Source organism: Paenibacillus pseudetheri, assembly GCF_924513355.1.
Taxonomy (GTDB): Bacteria; Bacillota; Bacilli; order Paenibacillales; family Paenibacillaceae; genus Paenibacillus_AQ; species Paenibacillus_AQ pseudetheri.
Map to the genome: position 1 here is coordinate 54,845 of NZ_CAKMAB010000024.1, position 19,758 is coordinate 74,602.

The following is a 19,758-nucleotide window of genomic DNA, read 5'->3' on the forward strand; positions in this document are numbered from 1 at the left end:
TGATCACCGCCCTTTATTGTATCACGTCATGCCTTTGGAAGCATCGATTCAATTGGAGGGAAATTTATAGCGTGAAACTTATGAATTCTTATATTTACAGAAAGACAGCCCCCAGGGGCTGTCTTTCTGTAATATAAAGTCTTTGCCAATATAGCCTGTATTAACCTTTGAGATGAATAGTCAAGATGCTAGATTGTCTAGCTGCAGCTGGTCCAGTCTTCTCCTCAATCTTCTCCACCATATCCTGACCTGCAGGAATGATGATTGGAGTAATCAAAGGGTAACCTGCTGCGCTGATAGCTTCCATATCAAATTCCAGCAGAAGCTCACCTGCCTGCACCTTGTCGCCAATATTCTTATGGGTGGTAAAACCACTGCCTTTAAGCGACACCGTATTAATTCCAACGTGGATGAGTATCTGTACACCACTGGCATGCTCCAATATAAGCGCATGTTTGCTCTTGATCACATGAGCTACTGTAGCATCAAAGGGTGCATATACTTTACCCTCAGAAGGTTCGATTGCAATGCCTTCGCCCATCTGCTTCTCGGCAAAGGCAGGATCAGGCACCTGTTCTAGAGATACTGCAGTTCCACTGAGCGGAGAGATAAGCTCCAGAATATTCACGGAGTCCTGTGACTCTTGAACTATAGGGCGGCTGTTCAAATTGTCTGTCTCGCTCACAGTAGTAGTAGCCTTTGTAGCTGTGTTCTTTTCGGAACGCCCCACCACAGATCGGCCGTAGAGTACAGTAGCGACAAATGGCATTATGAGAACAATAAGCATGCCCATGAAGAACACGCCCCACTGGTTCGGGAATATCGAAAGGAAGCCGGGAATCCCGCCTACGCCAATGGAAGAAGCGCGAACCTGATTAACGGTAAGAAGCATACCGGCAATCCCTGAGCCGATCATCCCGAAGATGAAAGGATAACGATAGCGGATATTCACTCCGAAGATCGCCGGCTCCGTCACGCCGAGGAATGCAGAGACGGAAGATGTAGCTGCTAAGCCTTTTGCCTTCTGTTCTCTGACTACGAACATCATTGCAAGTGCCGCGGCACCTTGTGCAATATTGGATAATGCTAACATCGGCCAGAGGAAAGTGCCGCCCTCGCTGCCGATGAGCTGCACATCAACCGCCAAGAAGGTATGATGCATACCAGTGATGACTAGAAGCGCATAGAATCCGCCGTAAATCAAGCCACCAAGAAGCGCAAAATGATCAAATACAAAGATCAGGCCGGAGGTGATGGCATTGGCAATGCCAAACGTAACCGGACCGATAACGGTGAAGGCCAGAAAACCGGTAATCAGTAGAGTCACTGGCGCAACAACCAGCAGTTTAATGGAGTCATGCACCCGGCGGTTGAGGAACTTCTCCAGCCTTGCCAGAATATAGGCCGAAACCAGCACTGGCAATACTTGTCCCTGATAACCGATCTTCTCCAAATGCCAGCCGAACAAATTCCAGGTTGGAACAGTACCCTCAGTGGAAGCACTTGCATAGTTATAGGCACTTAATAGATCTGGGTGCACGAGAATGAGACCCAAAACGATCCCGAGCAGAGGACTGCCGCCGAAACGTGTAACAGCTGCCCAACCGATAAGTGCTGGTAAAAAGGTAAAAGCTGTGCTGGCAATCGTATTAATAATCGCAGCAATGTCTTTCCATGCGGGATAGACATCCACCAGCGACTGATTATCAAAGAAGATACCAGGCCCGGTCAAAATATTATTGATCCCAAGCAGCAAACCTGCGGTTACGATAGCTGGAAGAATAGGAATAAATATATCAGCCAGCGTCTTGATCGCACGCTGCAGCGGATTCTGTTTTCGGGCAGCAGCGGATTTCACTTCATCTTTGGAAGAACGAGAACCGCCAGTGATCTGAATCATTTCATCGTATACTTTATCTACAGTTCCCGGTCCGATAACGATCTGAAACTGCCCTTGGCTAGAAAATTGTCCCTTTACTAGTTCGTTGCGGTCCAAGGCTTCCGAATCCACCTTGCTCTCATCATACAGCGAGAATCTCAGCCGGGTTACACAATGTGTCGCAACCTCTATATTCTCCTTGCCCCCAACTGCCCGTACAATATCCTCAACATTTTTGCGGTCTATAGCCATATTTTCACTCCTTACATAATTGATTTGTGCTCCTTCTCAAGTACACCTCGTTAGCGGATTAACCACATGTAGGAAGCATAAGGACTAAGCTGAAGCTCTTGTGTTAATGCAGGTGTTTCTGTTGTATTTCCAATCAGAAGCTCGTCTTTACCACTTGATGATAACTCTGCCCAGTGACTATCTTCAAAGCGGAAGGTAATCTCTTTACTGCTGAAGTTCGAGACCACTACAAGCGCCTCTCCATCACCTGTTCTGGCGTAAGCGAACACTTCAGGATGACCATCATCGAGTCTCTTGAATACACCTTCAATGAATATCCCATAATCCTTGCGTAGCGCAATCAGCTTGCGGTAATGATGGAAGATGGAATCGGGATTGGCTAGCTCCTTCTGCACATTGATGTCCGAATACCGCTCATCAACTTTCAGCCATGGAGTACCTGTGGTGAATCCGGCATTTCGGCTGTCATCCCACTGCATCGGCGTACGGGAATTGTCCCGTGAACGTTCCTGAAGAATACTCAGGGCAGTCTCAGGGCTTTTCCCCTGTTCACACAAAATACGGTACATATTCAGTGACTCAATGTCACGGAACTCATCGATGCTCTTCCATACCGGATTTGGCATCCCGATTTCTTCCCCCTGATACACATAAGGTGTTCCCTGAAGGCCATGCAGAGTTGTTGCAAGCAGCTTGGCACTCTCTACACGGTAGACCTTATCATCAGTGAATCTGGAGAGGGCACGCGGTTGATCGTGATTGTTAAAAAATAAGGCGTTCCAGCCCTGACCTTTCTGCATTCCGGTCTGCCACTCTGTGAACAAGCTTTTCATCGCCTCAAAATCATAGGGCATTAGCTCCCACTTCTGTCCATTCGGATAATCGACTTTTAAATGATGAAAATTGAAAGTCATGGAAAATTCCCGCTCTTTAGGACTCGAGTATCGGATGCAATGCTCCAATGTAGTTGAGGACATCTCTCCGACTGTCACCATCTCATACGGACCAAATACCTCTTCGTACATCGCTTTGATGTATTCATGAACCCGTGGACCGTCAGTATAGAACTTGCGTCCATCCCCCGGTGGAACACTCCCGTCATCGTTAGGGAAGCGTTGATCCTTGGAGATTAAATTAATTACATCCATGCGGAAGCCGTCGACACCCTTTTTAGCCCAGAATAGCATCATATCATTCACTGCTCTACTTACCTTCTCGTTCTCCCAATTCAGATCCGCCTGGGTTTTATCGAAGAGAGTAAGATAATATTGTCCCGAAGCTTCATCAAACTGCCAGGCAGGACCTCCGAACTTCGACTGCCAATTGTTGGGTAAGCCACCGTCCGGAGCGGGGTCCTTCCAGATGTAGTAATCACGATAGGGATTGTTCCTGCTCGAAATGGACTGTTTGAACCACTCATGTTCTGTTGAAGTATGGTTAACCACGATATCGATCATTAGCTTCATTTCACGTCTGTGCAGTTCCTGTACTAACTCGTCGAAATCCTCCATCGTACCAAAATCCGGGTTGATATTTTCATAATCCGCAACATCGTAACCGTTATCATGTTGTGGCGAGACATAGACCGGCTGTAACCAGACAATATCAATTCCAAGCTTCTGCAAATAATCTAATTTTTCAATAAGTCCTTTAATATCTCCTGTTCCGTTGCCTGTAGTGTCCTTAAAGCTCTTCGGGTACACCTGATACACCGTGGACCGGCGCCACCACTCCGAATACTGGGACTGACTCAAGTTGAACACCTCCAAAAGAATTACTTTATGTCAAATATTAAACCTGTATATACAAGTTCAAACACTTCACACAGTTTAAACCTGTATATACAGGTTGTCAATACTTTTGCTATCTGACTCGGAAAAAGAGTAAAAACTGGCGGTTCTTCTTTAATTAACCCATTTGATAATCAATTATTCTTTTTCCTATTTCCTATCTTAATAATTGTTCTATAATCACAACAAAAAAAGCCGCTAAGTAAGCGGCTTTTTATATACAAAGATGTCTTGTGCAGAATTCATAACGATGACGAAAATCCGCTAAGTTTAACTAAAAAATGATACCGATGATCAGAGCGGATAAAACGCTTACAAGTGTGGCGCCAAATAACAGTTTCAATCCAAATCGGGCCACAATATTCCCTTGTTTTTCATTTAAGCCTTTCACTGCACCCACAATGGTACCAATGGACCCAAAGTTAGCAAATGAGATTAGAAAAACCGAGACAATGGCTGTAGTACGCCCACTTAAACCATCTTGGATCTTAACAAAGTCAAGCATAGCAACGAATTCATTCGCAACAAGCTTTGTCGCCATGATACTGCCTGCATCAACAGCTTCATGCCATGGGACACCGATAAGAAAGGCAATGGGTGCAAAGACATACCCTAAAATTCCTTGAAAAGAGATACCGAATACTCCGCTGAAGACCCCGTTAATTAAAGCAATGATCCCAACGAAACCAACCAACATTACACCAACTACTATGGCTACTTTAAAGCCATCCATAATATATTCGCCTAGCATTTCAAAAAACGTTTGTTTTTCCTCTACCTGAACTTCAACAATATCTTCTTCAGGTGTGACTTCATACGGATTAATGATGGATGAAATAATGAATCCACCGAATAGGTTTAATATTAATGCAGCCACTACATACCGAGGTTCTAGCATCGTCATATATGAACCAACAATTGACATGGATACCGTCGACATTGCAGACGCACATAATGTATACAAGCGATGTTTTGGTAATAAACCAAGCTGGTTTTTCACCGAAATAAACACTTCATTTTGTCCTACAATTGCGGCTGCAACAGCATTATAAGATTCCAATTTACCCATGCCATTTATTTTACTAAGTACCAAACCAATATACTTTATAATGAATGGCAGTATTTTGTAATGTTGCAAGATCCCTATTAATGCTGACATAAAAACAATGGGCATCAAAACATAAAGGAAAAATGTATGTGCCCCTTCATTTGCAATCCCACCAAAAACAAAGTCAGTCCCTTCTTTGGCGTATCCAAGCAATTTTGCAAAACTATCGGCAAACCCTTTAATTAAGAACTCTCCAATACTTGTTTTTAGAATGATTAATCCCAAACCGATCTGAATAGCAATCATTACAATGATTGGACGATATTTAATCTTTTTCTTATTGTTACTTCCTAGCCATGCCAGTAATAGAACAATAACCAAACCAGCAATAGAAATTAGATAATGCATTTTTAGCCCTCCAAATTATCGGTTAATTTTCTTGGAATCCTCATAACGAAATGCATCTTTCCACATTAACCCTTGTTCCAAAATAATCGCCAACAGACTTCCGCATATTAGTCCATTATTTAAAATGGCTATCACGATCGGAGATAAATGGGCCGTAGCTGATGAAGGAATAAACATTAAACCCACACCCACTAAAAGAGAAATTCCACTAACGATAAATGTTCGTTCTTCATGAATGACCTTCTTCAATTCTTTTAGCGCTAGTCCGACCATCTTCACAAAAATGACGAAGGTAACGGAATAGCCTATGGGAGCTGGAATCGCTGATATAACATTCATCATTGGCGGAAATAAGGATATTGAGATCACAAAGCAACATCCAATTAAAAATGATCTGCGCTCCTTCATCCCTGTTTGTTCAACATATCCCGCCGCTCCCGAGATAGGGACAGAACCGACCGCTCCTAAACCGCCACTAATAAGATGCGTAATTCCAGAAGTAAACCCGGCGCGCAAATAACGACGATGATCCAATTGCTTTTGTTTCATAACGGTCTCCATCAAACGGATCGATGCAACTGCATTGGTTATTAATAACAGCGTTAATAAAAATGCAGTAGTGATTGTCCCGGCATCGAATTGAGGTCTGCCAAATGGGAATATTTTCGGTAGTTTAAATAGAGTATCCGCATGAGAAAACACTGGTATATTACCGCAGATAATAAATAATAGGCAGCCTATCAATATACTGAAAATTATTGAAAACTGGCTGAGTACTACAAAGCGACTTTTTCCTAACCAAAAGGTAATGCAAACCACAATCACACTAAGGATGAATACTTTTACATCTAACATGGTGTGGGTTGTGGTGATCCCCATCATCCCTTTCATAAAAGATCCGCTTAATTGAAAGATCAATAAAAGTAAATAAATAAAAGTGATGGTTGGTGTAAATAGACGAGCGATTTTATCCATTAGCTTAAATACTGATATGAGGATAAATAACACACCGCTAATGATCATTGCCCCACTTAAAGCTTGTAAAGCACCATTGTTAGAAGAATAAAGCCCCCCCACTAAACTTGCGTAAATCGTAAAAATGCTCCACCATAACCCTGCCGGACCTTCATGAATAGGGAATTTATGACCCATCAGGCCTTGTAAAAAACCAGCTATCCCTAAAGTAATCATTGTGCTCTGGATAAGTCCAGAAGTCTCTATGGGTGTTAAGTTATATAAATCTGCGATAGCAATGGGTGCAGCAATTGCACCAGCGATCATAAAAATCATCCACTGCAATCCTGACAGTATTACCTTCATTTCTTTCTCACTCTCTTCTCTAACAACACTGCTCTTATCCATAAATCATCCATCAATGACTGTGTTAAGAGCTATTTCGACCATTTCATAAAAGGATTGTTCGCTTTCTTTATGAGTCAAGTGTTCCTGTCTCAACAATTGACTGCCGACTGTCAAAATCGATAACGCTTTTACACCATATTTAGCGGCTAAAGTGTATAGGGCTGTACTTTCCATTTCTACTGCTAATACACCAAAATCCATAAACTTGTGAATTCGATCTAAATTTTCACGATAGAATTCATCAGAATTATAAATGTTACCAACAAAAACATTTGCATTTTTAGCTTGTGCTTGTTGATACGCTTTCATTAACAATGAGAAATCTGCTGTAGGTGCAAAATTACAACCATGAAAGATCTTCTCCGTCATATTACTGTCTGAAGACACCGCTTGGGCTATTATTATATCGCGGATATTAATTTCACTTTGCATCGCACCACATGTACCAATGCGAATCAATTTCTTAACTTCATAATCGACGATCAATTCTGTAGCATAGATACTCATCGATGGATTTCCCATCCCTGTCCCCTGAACCGACACAGGCACACCTTTGTATAATCCAGTGTATCCATACATCCCTCTTACTTCGTTATAACAATTAGCCTCCTCTAAAAAGTGTTCTGCTACAAACTTTGCACGTAAAGGATCTCCTGGGAGCAAAACGCGCTCTGCTATTTCTCCCTTGTTTGCACCTAAATGCCTACTCATAGTTCTTCCTCCAACTTTTAATAGTAAACTGAGGTTTACCGAGTTTCGAAACTAGATTGAGCATAAGGTTTTTTAACATTACAAACTAGACCAAAAACTTACGTAGGTAACGGAAAATAATTGGTCAAATTATAAAAGCAATTCTTTACGAATATTGTCCAAATCTCTTTTAGAGGGGATCGTAGAAATAATAACAACAGGCACGTTCTTTAGTGCAACCGGGATATTACTAATGACAAGATCAATATTATTTTGCTGCATGATCTCATCGGTTAGCCCTTTCATAATGGAAGTATTAAGGATCAACTGATCCCCTATTTCCTTCTTAATCAAATCTGCTATGTAATGACGAATTGAAAATTCCTCCCCGATCACTAAGAAAGCCCTCTTACTTTTGTAACGTAAACTCGAGCGGACAATTAAGGTCAGTTTTGTTAAATGGAAATTATTGAACAGAATGGAAGGGTAAGTTTTATTCCACGTTTGCATACAGGTTTGCAATTCTTGATAAATCTGTTGGCACTCCTGCTCTACATATGTTGTTAAATGACTTTTCGAAATCATCATCCATTCCGGAATGGCATTTTCGATTAATAGCTTGTCAAAGAACCCGTAAATCTCCAAGATAAATCGTTCATGCATATCCAAGTTCGGGTATACCTTTGCCAACAACATTAGAAGCAGATTCCCCATTTGATATTCTTCTTTATCTTTGTGTAATTCGACTTCTTTCATCGGAGTGATCTCTGACCCTTCATAATAATGATATTGGCTGAGATTAACCATGGATTGCATAAAGAATATTTCACTCTTTGGAAATTCGATGGACAGCTTTTCTTCAAGACGCTCTGCTATGGCTCTCACTGGTATATAAAACATTCCCTTTTCCCAGGGGTATGCATTTTCGTCGATTGTTACACAATTTCCTTTAGCAGCTCTTTCTATTACAATTGCCAACAAAAAGGACAATTTCCTTTTGGAATTGATAAAATATACAATGTTATTCTCATTCTCTATATTTGTGATCAACTGATTTATATAAGCAAAATCGACATTCGCAAAGGGCCAACCTGTAAACTCATATGCATCACAATATAAATTCCAATAAAAATATCGAATATTCATTTCATTCCCTTTGATCACAGGTGTAGAGTAACTAATGCGTAACTTATACGCTTTTAGATCATTATTATTTAATTCCACAATCAGCTTCTTCAGAGACGAGGTACTCATAAACATGGCCTCAGAAAGCTCCTCCACAGACATTCGACCGGCATTCGTAAACAACAAATTCATCAGCCGATAAAAAATGGTTTGTCTGAACATAGAAGAAATCACTTCACTTATCGTACTTTGCCCATCACGTAGAAGAACGATTCCCTTACCTCTAGAAACTTCAATGGTTACAGTAGAGGGTAGTTGCTTACTGATTTCCTCCACCATCTTCCGTATTGTCTTGTCTGAGATCCCTAAACTTTTTTCTACTTCGGCTAAGGTAAACCATCTTTGTTCCGTATCAAGCAGCGTTAATAGTTGGCTAGCTAAATTAAATCCCTTATCCATTGTTATCCACCCTATTTCAATTTCATTTTAATTTTTATAGTATAAACAAATTCACATCTATAACCATATTATTTTTCAATAAAAAACTCGGGTTTCATTTACCCGAGTTTCACATCACATTATATTTGTGTTTTTTCTTCAATAGGGCTAATTGCTTTCAGCTGCATCGTTATGACGGCTGCAATAACGGCTTTGATGATGTCTCCCGGAAGAAAGGCTAACGCTCCGACAAGACCAGCCCAGATCGACGTATTGGTTATTAACGCCATGACTGGTGCACCAATCAGACTCACTAGTAACACACCAAAGATTATGTTGATAGCTACCAGCTTCCAAGTTCGAACCTTCGGCCAGATTTTTTCCGAATACCAACCAATAAGGCCGGCCGCGATCGGGAAGCTAAATATGTATCCTGCAGAAGGACCAATGAGCACCGCGATTCCGCCGCGACCACCAGTCAGTACAGGTAGTCCAATGGCTACCAGAATGATGAAAAGGACTAGACTGAGGGCGCCCATCCGTTTCCCCAGAAAACATCCAGCTAACATGACGCCAAGCGTCTGGGCAGTGATCGGAACGGGGATGAAACCGAGGGGGATGGGTGGAATCATGCCCAGCACCGCGATAAGTGCTGCGAATAATGCAGCATAAATAAGTTCTTTTGTCTTCAAAAAATTGACCTCCATTGGATATAAATAATTGTATTCTGGTCAGTAAATACGTCCAGTAAGCTGAATTATAATGGAGATATCCTTGATTGTAAACCGAAATTTGATTTATAGTTCACAATAGAATGAAATACCAAGCTTGAGTTTTTCCAATTGTTCTATAGAATTAGGGTATTCAGTCGCAATCGTTGGATGTTAATATATTCGATGGGTTTTGGTCGGAGAGTTATACTTTTGGAGGTTTAAGTTCATGACAGTAAAAGAACATATTCTTGCCTTGCTCGACAGTAATAAGGGTGAGTACTTTTCCGGCGAGGAAATAGCCGTTCAGTTATCCGTGACTCGCAGCGCTGTCTGGAAAGCCATAAAATCGTTACAGACAGACGGATATTCCATACAAGCTGTAACCAATAAAGGATATTCCATGTCACCTCAAACAGATATCCTATCTGCCAGTGCAATTTCAAAATATCTGGATACCCAGGGGCAAAAGTTACGTGTAGAAGTCTTTAAGACACTATCTTCAACGAATGAAGCCGTGAAAAGCCTTGCCTCAAATGGAGAAGCTGAGGGTAAGGTGATCCTTTCCGAAGAACAGACCGCTGGCCGCGGGAGAATGGGCCGAAAATTCTTTTCTCCACCGGGAACGGGGATCTATATGAGTATCCTGCTGCGTCCCAAGCTGTCAGCAACGGATTCCGCTCTGTTGACCACTTGCGCCGCAGTTGCTGTTGCCCTTTCCATCGAGAGTGTATCCGGTAAAGAAACGCAGATTAAATGGGTGAATGATGTTTTTATGGAGGGAAAAAAGGTATGCGGGATCCTTACCGAAGCATCCGTGTCACTGGAAAACGGCTGGCTTGATTATGCCGTTCTTGGCATTGGTATCAATGTAGCGCTACCGTCCGACGGCTTTCCTAACGACCTTACCGAGATTGCAACAACTGTAATTTCTGAAAACAATTCTTATGGTGATCTCCGCAACCGACTGGTAGCAGAAGTACTGAACAATTTCATGGGATATTATGAGCAATTAACGGACAGATTGTTTCTTTCCGAATATAGAAAACGGTTAATTTCACTTGGCAAACCCGTAACAGTGATAAAGAATAATGAACAGCTTAAGGCAACAGCCATTGATATCGATAACGATTGCCATCTGAAAGTCAGATATGAAAATGGTGACGAGGAATATCTTTCTAATGGAGAAGGCTGACCCAAGCAGCCATTTCATGGCTTTTGGGCCAGCCCCGACGTAGCTTATTTAACTATAGCCTTATTGCATGTTTCACTCTATTTTATTGTCCTTTTTCCATTACAGCAAAGTAGTTATTTTCACTGTCTGCGAAATTGAATACTCTTCCACCGGGAATTTCTACAATATCTCCAACCGTAACATTCTTGTCCTTCAACTCTCGATTCAATTGATCAAAATTATCCGAAAAGAACATTAAAGAAGGTGTTCCGAGATTCATTTCAGGATTCATTTGGGCAACCAAATCTTTATTATGAAGAACAATGCTAGTCGCTGCACCTTTCGGAGCAAGCTCGATAAATCTCATAGGGCCATTTGTTTCGTCTAAAATCACCTCAAACCCTAGCTTTTCTGTCCAGAATTTTTTGGATTCCTCTTGGTTATTTACATATAACATAATTTGTCCAATTTTATTAATCATAAGTTATACTCTCCTTAGTCGGGATAATTTATTGCTTTTTCAATATACCTCATCACGCATATTCGCGACAAGGAATATCGATTCGAACTCCCCTTTTGCAAATATAAGTTGGCTTTGTTTCACCAGGTTGTCCATATCCCCATATTATTTACTTTCTTTTCCTACATTAAACCGAATTTCTGATCAGCGAAAGAGAACATCGATAATTATTTTCATTTTTAAATACCTCTACAATATTTCAATATAACCTTCTGTTCCATTCACACGAATTCGTTGCCCGTCTTTTATCAGCTTGGTGGCATTTTCCACTCCGACAACTGCTGGCAAGCCATATTCACGAGCGATAACGGCTCCATGGGTCATCAGTCCGCCAACTTCGGTGACCAGGCCTTTAATAGATACAAACAATGATGTCCAGCCAGGGTCAGTAAAGGCGGTGACTAATATATCGCCATCTTCCAGATCTGCTTCTTCCATGTTTAAGATGACACGAGCTCGTCCCTCTATTACTCCGGTAGAAACAGGGAGACCTATAATCGCATTGTCTGGCAGATTTTCTCGTTTGTATTCACCTGTAATAATTTCACCATCAGATGTGATTACACGTGGCGGAGTAAGTTTTTCAAAAAAATAGTAATCGTCTTTTCGTTTACTGATGATCTGATCATCCAGTTTTTTTGTACGTACGACTTCGTGAAGTTCTTCAAACGTGAGATAGAAAATATCTTCTTTTTCATGAATAAGACTAGCTTGTACAAGTTGTTCGGCTTCTTTCAGTAAAGCCTGCTTATAAATGAAGTAGCGATTAATCATGCCGTATTTTGGATATTCACGGTAACCGATATAATTCCGGATTAAACGGATTACTCGTTTTGTCTCTTCAGCTTTTAGTTCTCCATCTGGTAATTGCTTCAATCGATCTAATAACTCTTGTTCTTTTTCTAAAGCCTCCTGTCGGCCTTGCTCAAATTTCCGCTTGCCAGCATTAGGCTCAAAGTTTTTGATATTACTGAGAATCATGGGGACAAGTGTAATCGGTTTTTCACTCCAACGAGTTCTCGAAATATCGATTTCACCGGCACATCGCATTCCGAATTTGTTGAGATAAGCATAGATTGCGTCTTGAGTTGCCTGTCCACCATCAAACTTAACCAGCTCATCCAAAAAATTATCATCTTTTACATGTTGTAAATAATCAACTATTTCCGGGTATGGACGAATCACATCTGCAACATCTAAAAGCGCCAGTCCCATTTCCGAAGTAATGTTGTTTGGTACAGATTGAGAAAGTGTATCTGCTGCGTTTTTTTCACCTAACCACTCGTACATTTTTTCGTTGATCCATGACGAAGCGTTCATAGCAGTCATAAAAACCTTTGTACTTTGTGGGTCAGATAAGAACTTCTTTAATTCCTGGAGATCTTCAAGAATAAAATCAAATAAATCTGCTTCTGATTTCGTTCGGATGTTTTGTCTTAATTCTTCTATTGATGTTTGACTGTTCTTAATCAAATCAGAAACGATTGCCGGATCATTTTCGATTAATGCTTGAAAACCTTCTGACGAACTATCTTGACTGCTATTACCGGGATTCCGTTCTTTTCTATCATCTGGTAACGATTTTATATATTCTCGTTCTATTAGGGTCATAAATGCGTCTTTTATGAGCGGATCGGATTTTCCAAGGGTATTTAAGAAATTTTCTCTACTGACAGGTGAAGCCAGCATATGTGTAACATCCACAAACAACCTTCCACCGGCCTTACGCATGGGTGCAGGAGTGATTAACAGGTAAAAAGACAATCCTAGTGGTTTCATGGGATCTGTCATCATTTGTTGATGACCGACAGAGACGTAAACATGATTTTCTTGATCATTTACTTTAGGGATCGGGTATAAAGTAGTGATTGGCCGACTCTGAACAATATAAAAAGTATCATGATCCAAACACCATTCGATATCTTGTGGACAACCAAAATAAGCTTCAATCTCTCTACCTATGCGTGCCAGTTGTAAAATTTGTTGTTCGGTAAGGGTTTGAGTCTTTTGCTGATCGAGATCGATTTTCAGGGTCTCTGTTCCACCTTCTTTTAATCCATAGATAGCCAATTTTTTGGTTGCTATCATCATATCAACGATTTCCTCTTCCTGTACTTTATAACAATCGGCAGATACCAAGCCAGAGACTAAAGCTTCGCCGAGCCCAAAACTGGCATTAATAGATAGCAGCTTTCGATTAGAAGTTATCGGATCAGCTGTGAATAAAATCCCTGAAGCCTGAGGGAAAACCATCTTTTGCACGATAACAGATACATATACCTGTCTGTGGTTAAATCCATTTTGCATGCGGTAGATTACCGCACGATCCGTAAATAGAGATGCCCAACATTTGCTTATGTGCTGCATGATCGCTTCTCTTCCGATGATATTTAAATAGGTGTCCTGTTGACCAGCAAAAGAGGCATGTGGTAAATCTTCAGCAGTTGCACTAGAACGTACTGCATAAGCCTGTGCTTCACCAAGTTGGGAGAGATAGTGAGTAACTGCTGTCACAACATCGGAAGGAATTTCAAGTTCCATTAGGAGTTGTCGAAGCTTCCTACTGATTTCACTAATTTGCTCTCGATCGTCTACGTTTAGCATGGATAATTGATCCAATAAAGTATGATACTTTTCATTCTTTTCGATGGCTTTTTGGTACCCCACAGTTGTAACACAAATTCCTTCTGGTACTTTTATTCCTTCAATAGTTGATAATCGCCCTAAATTCAACCCTTTTCCACCAACGAGCAAAAGCTGTGTTGTTTCTATTTCCTGAAAACCGAGAACCAATGAATGCATACAATATCTCTCCTAACTATTAAAATGAGAAAAAAATTTGACAAGAGTTTAGCTGCATGGTATATTATAAATATAAGATTCATTCTCTATGCCTTTATTTTTTGCGAAGTCGTGATCCGATTATATCATCGTGCCTTTTTATATGCAATATAAAAGAACCTGAAAACTACTCAGGTTCTTTTTTTGTTCCCACTATAATTTGTTAATCACGGTTCGAACCGAACTATAACCCATAGACTTCAAACTCATAAATTCGCGCTGCTGTATCGGCTCCTTGTGTAGGCTTAAGAGTTATTAATTTTACATAGCGAGCTTTCACCAAAGCAATCGCGTCTGTCGACTCAGCTGCCGAGTTTCCTTGCACGTTTACAACATCCGTCCAGTTCGTTCCGTCGTTACTCACCTGAATGGTATAATCGCTTGTATTAAAACCGGACCATTCTCCTCCACTCTGAGCATGCTTGATGATAAAAGTACTGATTTGATGCTCGGCTCCTAGATCGACTTGTAGCCAATGAGGCAGATTTCCAAGTGCACACCATTTGCTATTATCCGTCACTTTACCGTCAACTGCGTTTGGTGCGCCTTCCTTGTCTCCGCATGCATGATCGGCTGTTGCAGGTTTTCCAAGTGCTAAATTCTTTACAGCACTAGCTTCCTTACTCACTGTAATGAGCGCCTTTTTTATAATTGTGTCTTGGCCCGAACTGTTAGTTGCAGTTAGTGACACGTTATATACGCCCTCCTGATTGAACGTTACAACCGGGTTCTTCGATGTGCTGACAGCTGGGCTACCACTTTCAAAGCTCCATGACCATTCTTCAGTCACTTCGGTCGATAGGTCGGTGAAGTTTACGCTCTCACCTGGAGCTACCAAGGTCCGATCAGCCTTAAACTCTGCAATCGGCTTCGGATAAGCTGGCCAGCTGATCTTCACGCTGGAGGCCTGACCTTGCTCGTATCTTCCATTGATTGCAACGACCTTTAATGCTGTTAGCGTTTCTTTATCTATTCTTCTCATCTCAGGAACGTAGAACACATGATTTGGCGTTGCGCCCAATAATACCTCACTGCCATCTGGAAGTACTCGATAGATTTCGTATTGCTTCACCTGCTGGTCAAGTGGTTTCCACTCCAATCTAGCATCTCCATAAATTCCATCGCGGAAATCGGATTGAGTAACCTTCAGATCGCGAACCGGTGGTAGAGTTTTAACCGGGTCGTTGGCATTTTGGATGGAGAGCTGGCCAATTTGAATACTATAATTACTAATCGTATCCATGGTATCAAAATAAAGTGACAATGCTACGATTCGTTTCCCTTTGTATGGGGTCAAATTCAAAGTTTCGGTAGTCCAGCCTGGTGCTGTCTTATCCTTCACGTTAAGAAAGATAAATTGGTCTGGTTGGTCTGCAAAAGCAAGACCTACCTTCAAGCTAGGCTTGTTTAGCGTTTTATAAGTAACCGATAGCTTTGTGCTTGCTTCGATTTTAAGGTCTGTCTTGTAGAGCTTCAGATGTGTTGAATTGTTATGGCTTAGATCACCTGAAACCTTCAGCGAACTGCCGCCGTAAAACGCATCGGACCAATCGAGCTCAGGAGTAAGTGAAGTTCCTTTGCTGTCTGCGATCCAGCGCCATGTTGGCAGGATATCCTGCAGACTCCGGTTATTCCATCCCTTATCTCGTACCTGCTGCCCTCGGACATAATATTTCTGTCCGCTTCCTGTATTGAAGTTGGTGATGAAAGGTAACTTATTTACAGGGGATGATTCTATCACATCGTTAGCGATCCCCTTCCAGGCCTGATCGCTAACGGTATTACCCGGATTCCCGTTTGGCCCCACCCAGAATTTGTTCTCGCGTGCGAAGAAATCCTCCATACTTTCTGCGCTGTTAAAAGCCCAGTCTGGGCGGTAGATACCAAGGGAAGTGATGGCAGGTTGACCATCCGGGAACAGCAGATTCCAGTTCACATTCGTATCGTAGCCTTTGGCTTCAACATCGATCCCTGCATACAGGTCATACGGACTTCTATCTAAACTTTTGGCCTTCTCTGCTGAGCTTTTAAGATCTTTCCACCAGAAGTTCAGGAACATATTGTCTGATATTTTCTTATTATTGTCTTGCAGGAACATTGCGTTCTTGTCATTTAGTGCATTTTGCCAACTGATACTGCCCTCCTTGGTCATGGAGTCGTACCATACGAATTGCATAGATGCAGATTTGTGCGATTCTAGATAACTTAGGAAAGCTTTCATTTTCTGTGCATCAGCTGGTGTTCCACCTTCAGTCTCCTGGTTAATAAACCAACCGTCAAATCCGTAATACTTCGCAACCTGGATCAGCTTATCTGCAGCAGGAAAGGAACCGTCGCTGTTCTGCTGAAGCATTTGCTTCACCCATTCATATTTCCCTCCATAAACAGTTGGCGGGAAGAACACCGTTCCGACGATCGGTACGCCATTCTTATGTGCTGCGTCGATCGTATCAGCACTTGGCGGTACGATGATTCCTTCACCGGCAGATCCGCCCCAATAGACCAGCTTGTCAACATATTGCCAATAAGTAAACGTGTTAGCTCCAAATTTCTCCGAACCCTGTGATGGCACACCACTTGTTCCCGAGTTCAGTGCTGATAAAGCCATAACTTTCGGCGCTTTTGTCGCATGAGCGTTGACTCCATCTGTCACAAAGCGGTCTTCCAGCGGAATTGTACTTCGGTTGAATACCGCATCCGGGTCGGATGCAGGACTCCATTGAAGCAATTGCTCTGGAAACCAGTAGGATGAATAAGGCTGTTTAGCGAACGCAGTTGTGGATAATGCCGCGCACATCACAAATAAGAATATAAAACCTGCACCAATTTTTTTCATGCCGTACTCCTCCAATCGATAATTTTATGATTGCGCTTACATTTTATCAAGTTGGACAGAGCTCTAGATAGTGGATTAATGACATGTCCAGGTGCAAATATTACAGATTGTAAAGAAATGAAATCAAAATACAAGATACTTTACCAATAGATACTCCTGGACGGGGGGAGGAATTGTTTTAAACTATATAAAAAAAGTGGCAGTCACAAAGGCTTCTTTGCCCCGATTGACGGCCACTTGCTGATTAATATCCCATATCCTTTAATATTTTGGATAACGTGCTCAGACGCTCACCGATCATTTCATCGTCATCGCTTAAAGCTTGTTTGAACAGCTTAATATCTTCATTAATTCGCTCATTATCCGTACATACCGCCACAGTCATGGCATCCCCTTGCAGGCCAACTCTGTCAATGACGGGCTGCTCCGGGTCATACAAATTCTCATATCGATACGCTTCACGGAAATGTTCCAACGACCGACAAATTAAAATGGACAAATCAAGCACGCGATGAAGAGGCAGTTCCTCAGATTGTCTGGACCATTTTTCTCCGGTATATCTCCATACCTTAGCCGAAATATCGACCTTTCCTCTATCATTCCACTGGGCCAATCCCAAGGAAAGACCTTTCGCATCCGTGTTTCCAGCCATTCGGCCGTCAATCTTCTCATAATTCTCTGACACGACAACAGGCTTATGTTTTAAAGTTGTAGGTATTTTCATGTTTTTTTCTTCCTTCCTGTTACTATTTTACTAATTTACTAAACGACGGTTTCATCTTATCTTGGATTTCATTGTTAGTCAATTCGTGGTTTGTTATAACCTTTGTCACCGTAAGGCTGTAACTTCTCTAACCATGGCTTTAAGATTTTCTTCCGTTCCCAGCGCATATCGGTTACCTTGTCTATGTCCTTCTGTTCTAGCACCTCATAGGTGAACGCATCCGCACCGAATTCTTTCCAATCCTTCTGGAGCTGGGCATTTGCAAATCTCCCTGAATCCAACTGCATTTGAAGGGTAAGCCATTTGTTTTTCAAATTAGGATAGCTGTCGATAAATATTTTGCCATTGATTTGGTTTTTGATTTGAGCAACTCCCATATAAATCTTAATTTGTTTGTACTCCTCGATCAGCTCTTTGCGTTTATTCATATCCATATCTTTCTCTCCTTATCGTAAATAATAAATTCATGGGAATTGTAGTTGAATTTTCATTTTCCCAGCGATTCCAGATCCACTTCACTTCTTTTCTTAACCACAATGGGGAGCAGAAAAAGCGCACCGATAATCACAAATACACTACTCGCCATAAATACGCCCATCAAGGAGAACGTATCCTTTAGGTAGCCGGAAATGAACATGCCAACCACCATCATTCCCATAAAAATAGGCATGATTGCTCCTGAAACTCGGCCAATAAAGGCCCCTTCGGTATTTCGCACAAGAAGTGTCTGAATCCCTCCTTGAATGCAAGGGTAAAACAAACCACTGATCACCAAGAAAATAATCGTCAGCCAAATTTGCTTAGAAGCACCCATTCCAACCGTACAGACGGCATTGACGAGTAAGCCTATCAAAAGCAATAGCTGTGGCCTTACTTTTTTGGCTATCCCGATTATTGCAGCTCCGCCTACTAACATGGCTGCCCCACTAGCCATCACAAGCCACTGAAGAAATTGTTTGTCCTTACCTAAATTCTCGACGACAAGAAAAATCTGAAGCGGCTGAGTTAGTCCTGATGCCAATCCCACCGCCGAGAAAGTTAAACTAAGGGTTCTTAAGGGTTTACTCGATCCGATGTAACGCAAGCCAGCCGTTAACTCTTTGATGAAGCCGCTGGCTTTACCTGACTTCGGTTCTTCTTCATCCCGAGGAAGGGAAGACAATATAAGCGAAGAGCCCAGAAACATAACGGCTGTCAGGATCAGAGATACGTGAATTCCAAACTTAATAAAAATAAACGTACCAATAACGGGTCCCAAAACCGTAAAGACAGCGACAAGGGTTTGGGACATCGCCATAACGCCTTGCAGCTGTTCAGCTGGCACATGTCTCTTGTACAGTTTCATCGCCGAAGGCTGAGAAAATTGAGATAAGCTGGCAGATACAAAAGATCCGATAAGAAGCGCAATCCATCCGCCATTCATGACCGCAATCAGCACCACCCCGACGAACAAACCAGATAACAAATCGCTCCATACCATGGTTCTCTTCGGCCGCCATCGGTCGGCAAAAGTCCCACCAATAAGACCAAAAAGAAAGATCGGTGCAAATTCGGCAACCGATATCAGAGATACATCTACCGGATTATTATTCGTCAATTCAGATACATAAAGAAGGACGGCATAATTCCGGATCCATATTCCGAGCTGCAATAACACGCGGGAGAGGATAATTGTTCGAACATAACGATTAGAAAACATTTTAATTCCCCATATCCTTTATTATTTTTTACACCTTCTCAAAACTCTCCAACATGACAACATGATTATGTTTAAACGTTGTTGGTATTTTCATTGCACCACTCCTATTTACTAATTTACTCATTTACTAATTTACTAAATCACTGCTTCATTTTATACAGGATAGTGTCGTTCGTCAAGCCGTTTTCAGTCTCGATATTCCACAATCCTTTTTTTAAAGGTGTTAATTGATTCTGTAAACAAATAAAAAAGTGGAGCAACT

14 protein-coding genes are annotated in these 19,758 nt (G+C 41.6%); 1 reads left to right on the forward strand and 13 read right to left on the reverse strand.

Features of this window, described 5'->3' with window-relative positions; translation table 11 throughout:
* Positions 1 to 160: 160 nt before the first annotated feature.
* The 7 genes from treP to L1028_RS19810 form a co-directional block, all read right to left on the reverse strand.
* On the reverse strand, positions 161 to 2,131 hold the full coding sequence (gene treP, locus L1028_RS19780) for a PTS system trehalose-specific EIIBC component (protein WP_234538397.1): 1,971 nt from the start codon (positions 2,129 to 2,131) through the stop codon (positions 161 to 163).
* Positions 2,132 to 2,181: 50 nt separating this feature from the next.
* Positions 2,182 to 3,885 carry an alpha,alpha-phosphotrehalase gene (gene treC, locus L1028_RS19785; RefSeq protein WP_076299797.1) on the reverse strand — a complete coding sequence of 568 codons (1,704 nt, stop codon included), beginning with the start codon at positions 3,883 to 3,885 and terminating at the stop codon, positions 2,182 to 2,184.
* A gap of 310 nt (positions 3,886 to 4,195) precedes the next feature.
* The gene (locus L1028_RS19790) at positions 4,196 to 5,377 is read right to left on the reverse strand and encodes a NupC/NupG family nucleoside CNT transporter (protein WP_234538399.1); all 1,182 of its coding nucleotides are present in this window, start codon (positions 5,375 to 5,377) and stop codon (positions 4,196 to 4,198) included.
* Positions 5,378 to 5,392: 15 nt separating this feature from the next.
* Complete coding sequence (locus L1028_RS19795) at positions 5,393 to 6,739, reverse strand: purine/pyrimidine permease (RefSeq protein ID WP_234538401.1); 1,347 nt, start codon at positions 6,737 to 6,739, stop codon at positions 5,393 to 5,395.
* A 3-nt stretch (positions 6,740 to 6,742) separates the two neighbouring features.
* The gene (deoD, locus tag L1028_RS19800; RefSeq protein ID WP_234538403.1) at positions 6,743 to 7,450 is read right to left on the reverse strand and encodes a purine-nucleoside phosphorylase; all 708 of its coding nucleotides are present in this window, start codon (positions 7,448 to 7,450) and stop codon (positions 6,743 to 6,745) included.
* A 129-nt stretch (positions 7,451 to 7,579) separates the two neighbouring features.
* Positions 7,580 to 9,013 (reverse strand): AcpB/EbpR/MafR family transcriptional regulator, encoded by a 1,434-nt coding sequence (locus L1028_RS19805; protein WP_234538414.1) that lies wholly within the window; start codon positions 9,011 to 9,013, stop codon positions 7,580 to 7,582.
* Positions 9,014 to 9,132: 119 nt separating this feature from the next.
* Positions 9,133 to 9,684, reverse strand: a complete 552-nt coding sequence (locus L1028_RS19810) for a biotin transporter BioY (protein ID WP_234538417.1) — start codon at positions 9,682 to 9,684, stop codon at positions 9,133 to 9,135.
* A 247-nt stretch (positions 9,685 to 9,931) separates the two neighbouring features.
* On the opposite strand from L1028_RS19810, the gene L1028_RS19815 reads away from it, so the two are divergent.
* A complete protein-coding gene (locus tag L1028_RS19815) occupies positions 9,932 to 10,897 on the forward strand; it encodes a biotin--[acetyl-CoA-carboxylase] ligase (protein WP_234538427.1) in 966 nt (321 codons plus the stop codon).
* Between the two features lie 82 nt (positions 10,898 to 10,979).
* On the opposite strand, the gene L1028_RS19820 is transcribed toward L1028_RS19815, so the two are convergent.
* From L1028_RS19820 to L1028_RS19845, 6 genes are all read right to left on the reverse strand, one after another.
* Positions 10,980 to 11,357, reverse strand: coding sequence for a VOC family protein (locus L1028_RS19820; protein WP_234538429.1), 378 nt, complete (start codon positions 11,355 to 11,357; stop codon positions 10,980 to 10,982).
* A 228-nt stretch (positions 11,358 to 11,585) separates the two neighbouring features.
* Complete coding sequence (ppsA, locus tag L1028_RS19825; RefSeq protein ID WP_234538432.1) at positions 11,586 to 14,198, reverse strand: phosphoenolpyruvate synthase; 2,613 nt, start codon at positions 14,196 to 14,198, stop codon at positions 11,586 to 11,588.
* A gap of 223 nt (positions 14,199 to 14,421) precedes the next feature.
* Positions 14,422 to 17,073, reverse strand: a complete 2,652-nt coding sequence (locus tag L1028_RS19830) for an endo-beta-N-acetylglucosaminidase (protein ID WP_234538434.1) — start codon at positions 17,071 to 17,073, stop codon at positions 14,422 to 14,424.
* 244 nt (positions 17,074 to 17,317) lie between these two features.
* Positions 17,318 to 17,797 (reverse strand): DUF6530 family protein, encoded by a 480-nt coding sequence (locus tag L1028_RS19835; protein WP_234538436.1) that lies wholly within the window; start codon positions 17,795 to 17,797, stop codon positions 17,318 to 17,320.
* 74 nt (positions 17,798 to 17,871) lie between these two features.
* Positions 17,872 to 18,231 carry a GIY-YIG nuclease family protein gene (locus L1028_RS19840; RefSeq protein WP_234538438.1) on the reverse strand — a complete coding sequence of 120 codons (360 nt, stop codon included), beginning with the start codon at positions 18,229 to 18,231 and terminating at the stop codon, positions 17,872 to 17,874.
* Positions 18,232 to 18,284: 53 nt separating this feature from the next.
* Positions 18,285 to 19,496 (reverse strand): MFS transporter, encoded by a 1,212-nt coding sequence (locus tag L1028_RS19845; protein ID WP_234538440.1) that lies wholly within the window; start codon positions 19,494 to 19,496, stop codon positions 18,285 to 18,287.
* Between the last annotated feature and the right edge of the window lie 262 nt (positions 19,497 to 19,758).

Coding starts and splice junctions, on each gene's coding strand:
- L1028_RS19795 (WP_234538401.1), bottom strand. CDS start 6,739: ATGGATAAGAGCAGTGTTGTTAGAGAAGAGAGTGAGAAAGAAATGAAG.
- L1028_RS19820 (WP_234538429.1), bottom strand. CDS start 11,357: ATGATTAATAAAATTGGACAAATTATGTTATATGTAAATAACCAAGAG.
- L1028_RS19835 (WP_234538436.1), bottom strand. CDS start 17,797: ATGAAAATACCTACAACTTTAAAACATAAGCCTGTTGTCGTGTCAGAG.
- treP (WP_234538397.1), bottom strand. CDS start 2,131: ATGGCTATAGACCGCAAAAATGTTGAGGATATTGTACGGGCAGTTGGG.
- L1028_RS19830 (WP_234538434.1), bottom strand. CDS start 17,073: ATGAAAAAAATTGGTGCAGGTTTTATATTCTTATTTGTGATGTGCGCG.
- L1028_RS19790 (WP_234538399.1), bottom strand. CDS start 5,377: ATGCATTATCTAATTTCTATTGCTGGTTTGGTTATTGTTCTATTACTG.
- L1028_RS19840 (WP_234538438.1), bottom strand. CDS start 18,231: ATGGATATGAATAAACGCAAAGAGCTGATCGAGGAGTACAAACAAATT.
- L1028_RS19805 (WP_234538414.1), bottom strand. CDS start 9,013: ATGGATAAGGGATTTAATTTAGCTAGCCAACTATTAACGCTGCTTGAT.
- deoD (WP_234538403.1), bottom strand. CDS start 7,450: ATGAGTAGGCATTTAGGTGCAAACAAGGGAGAAATAGCAGAGCGCGTT.
- L1028_RS19845 (WP_234538440.1), bottom strand. CDS start 19,496: ATGTTTTCTAATCGTTATGTTCGAACAATTATCCTCTCCCGCGTGTTA.
- ppsA (WP_234538432.1), bottom strand. CDS start 14,198: ATGCATTCATTGGTTCTCGGTTTTCAGGAAATAGAAACAACACAGCTT.
- L1028_RS19815 (WP_234538427.1), top strand. CDS start 9,932: ATGACAGTAAAAGAACATATTCTTGCCTTGCTCGACAGTAATAAGGGT.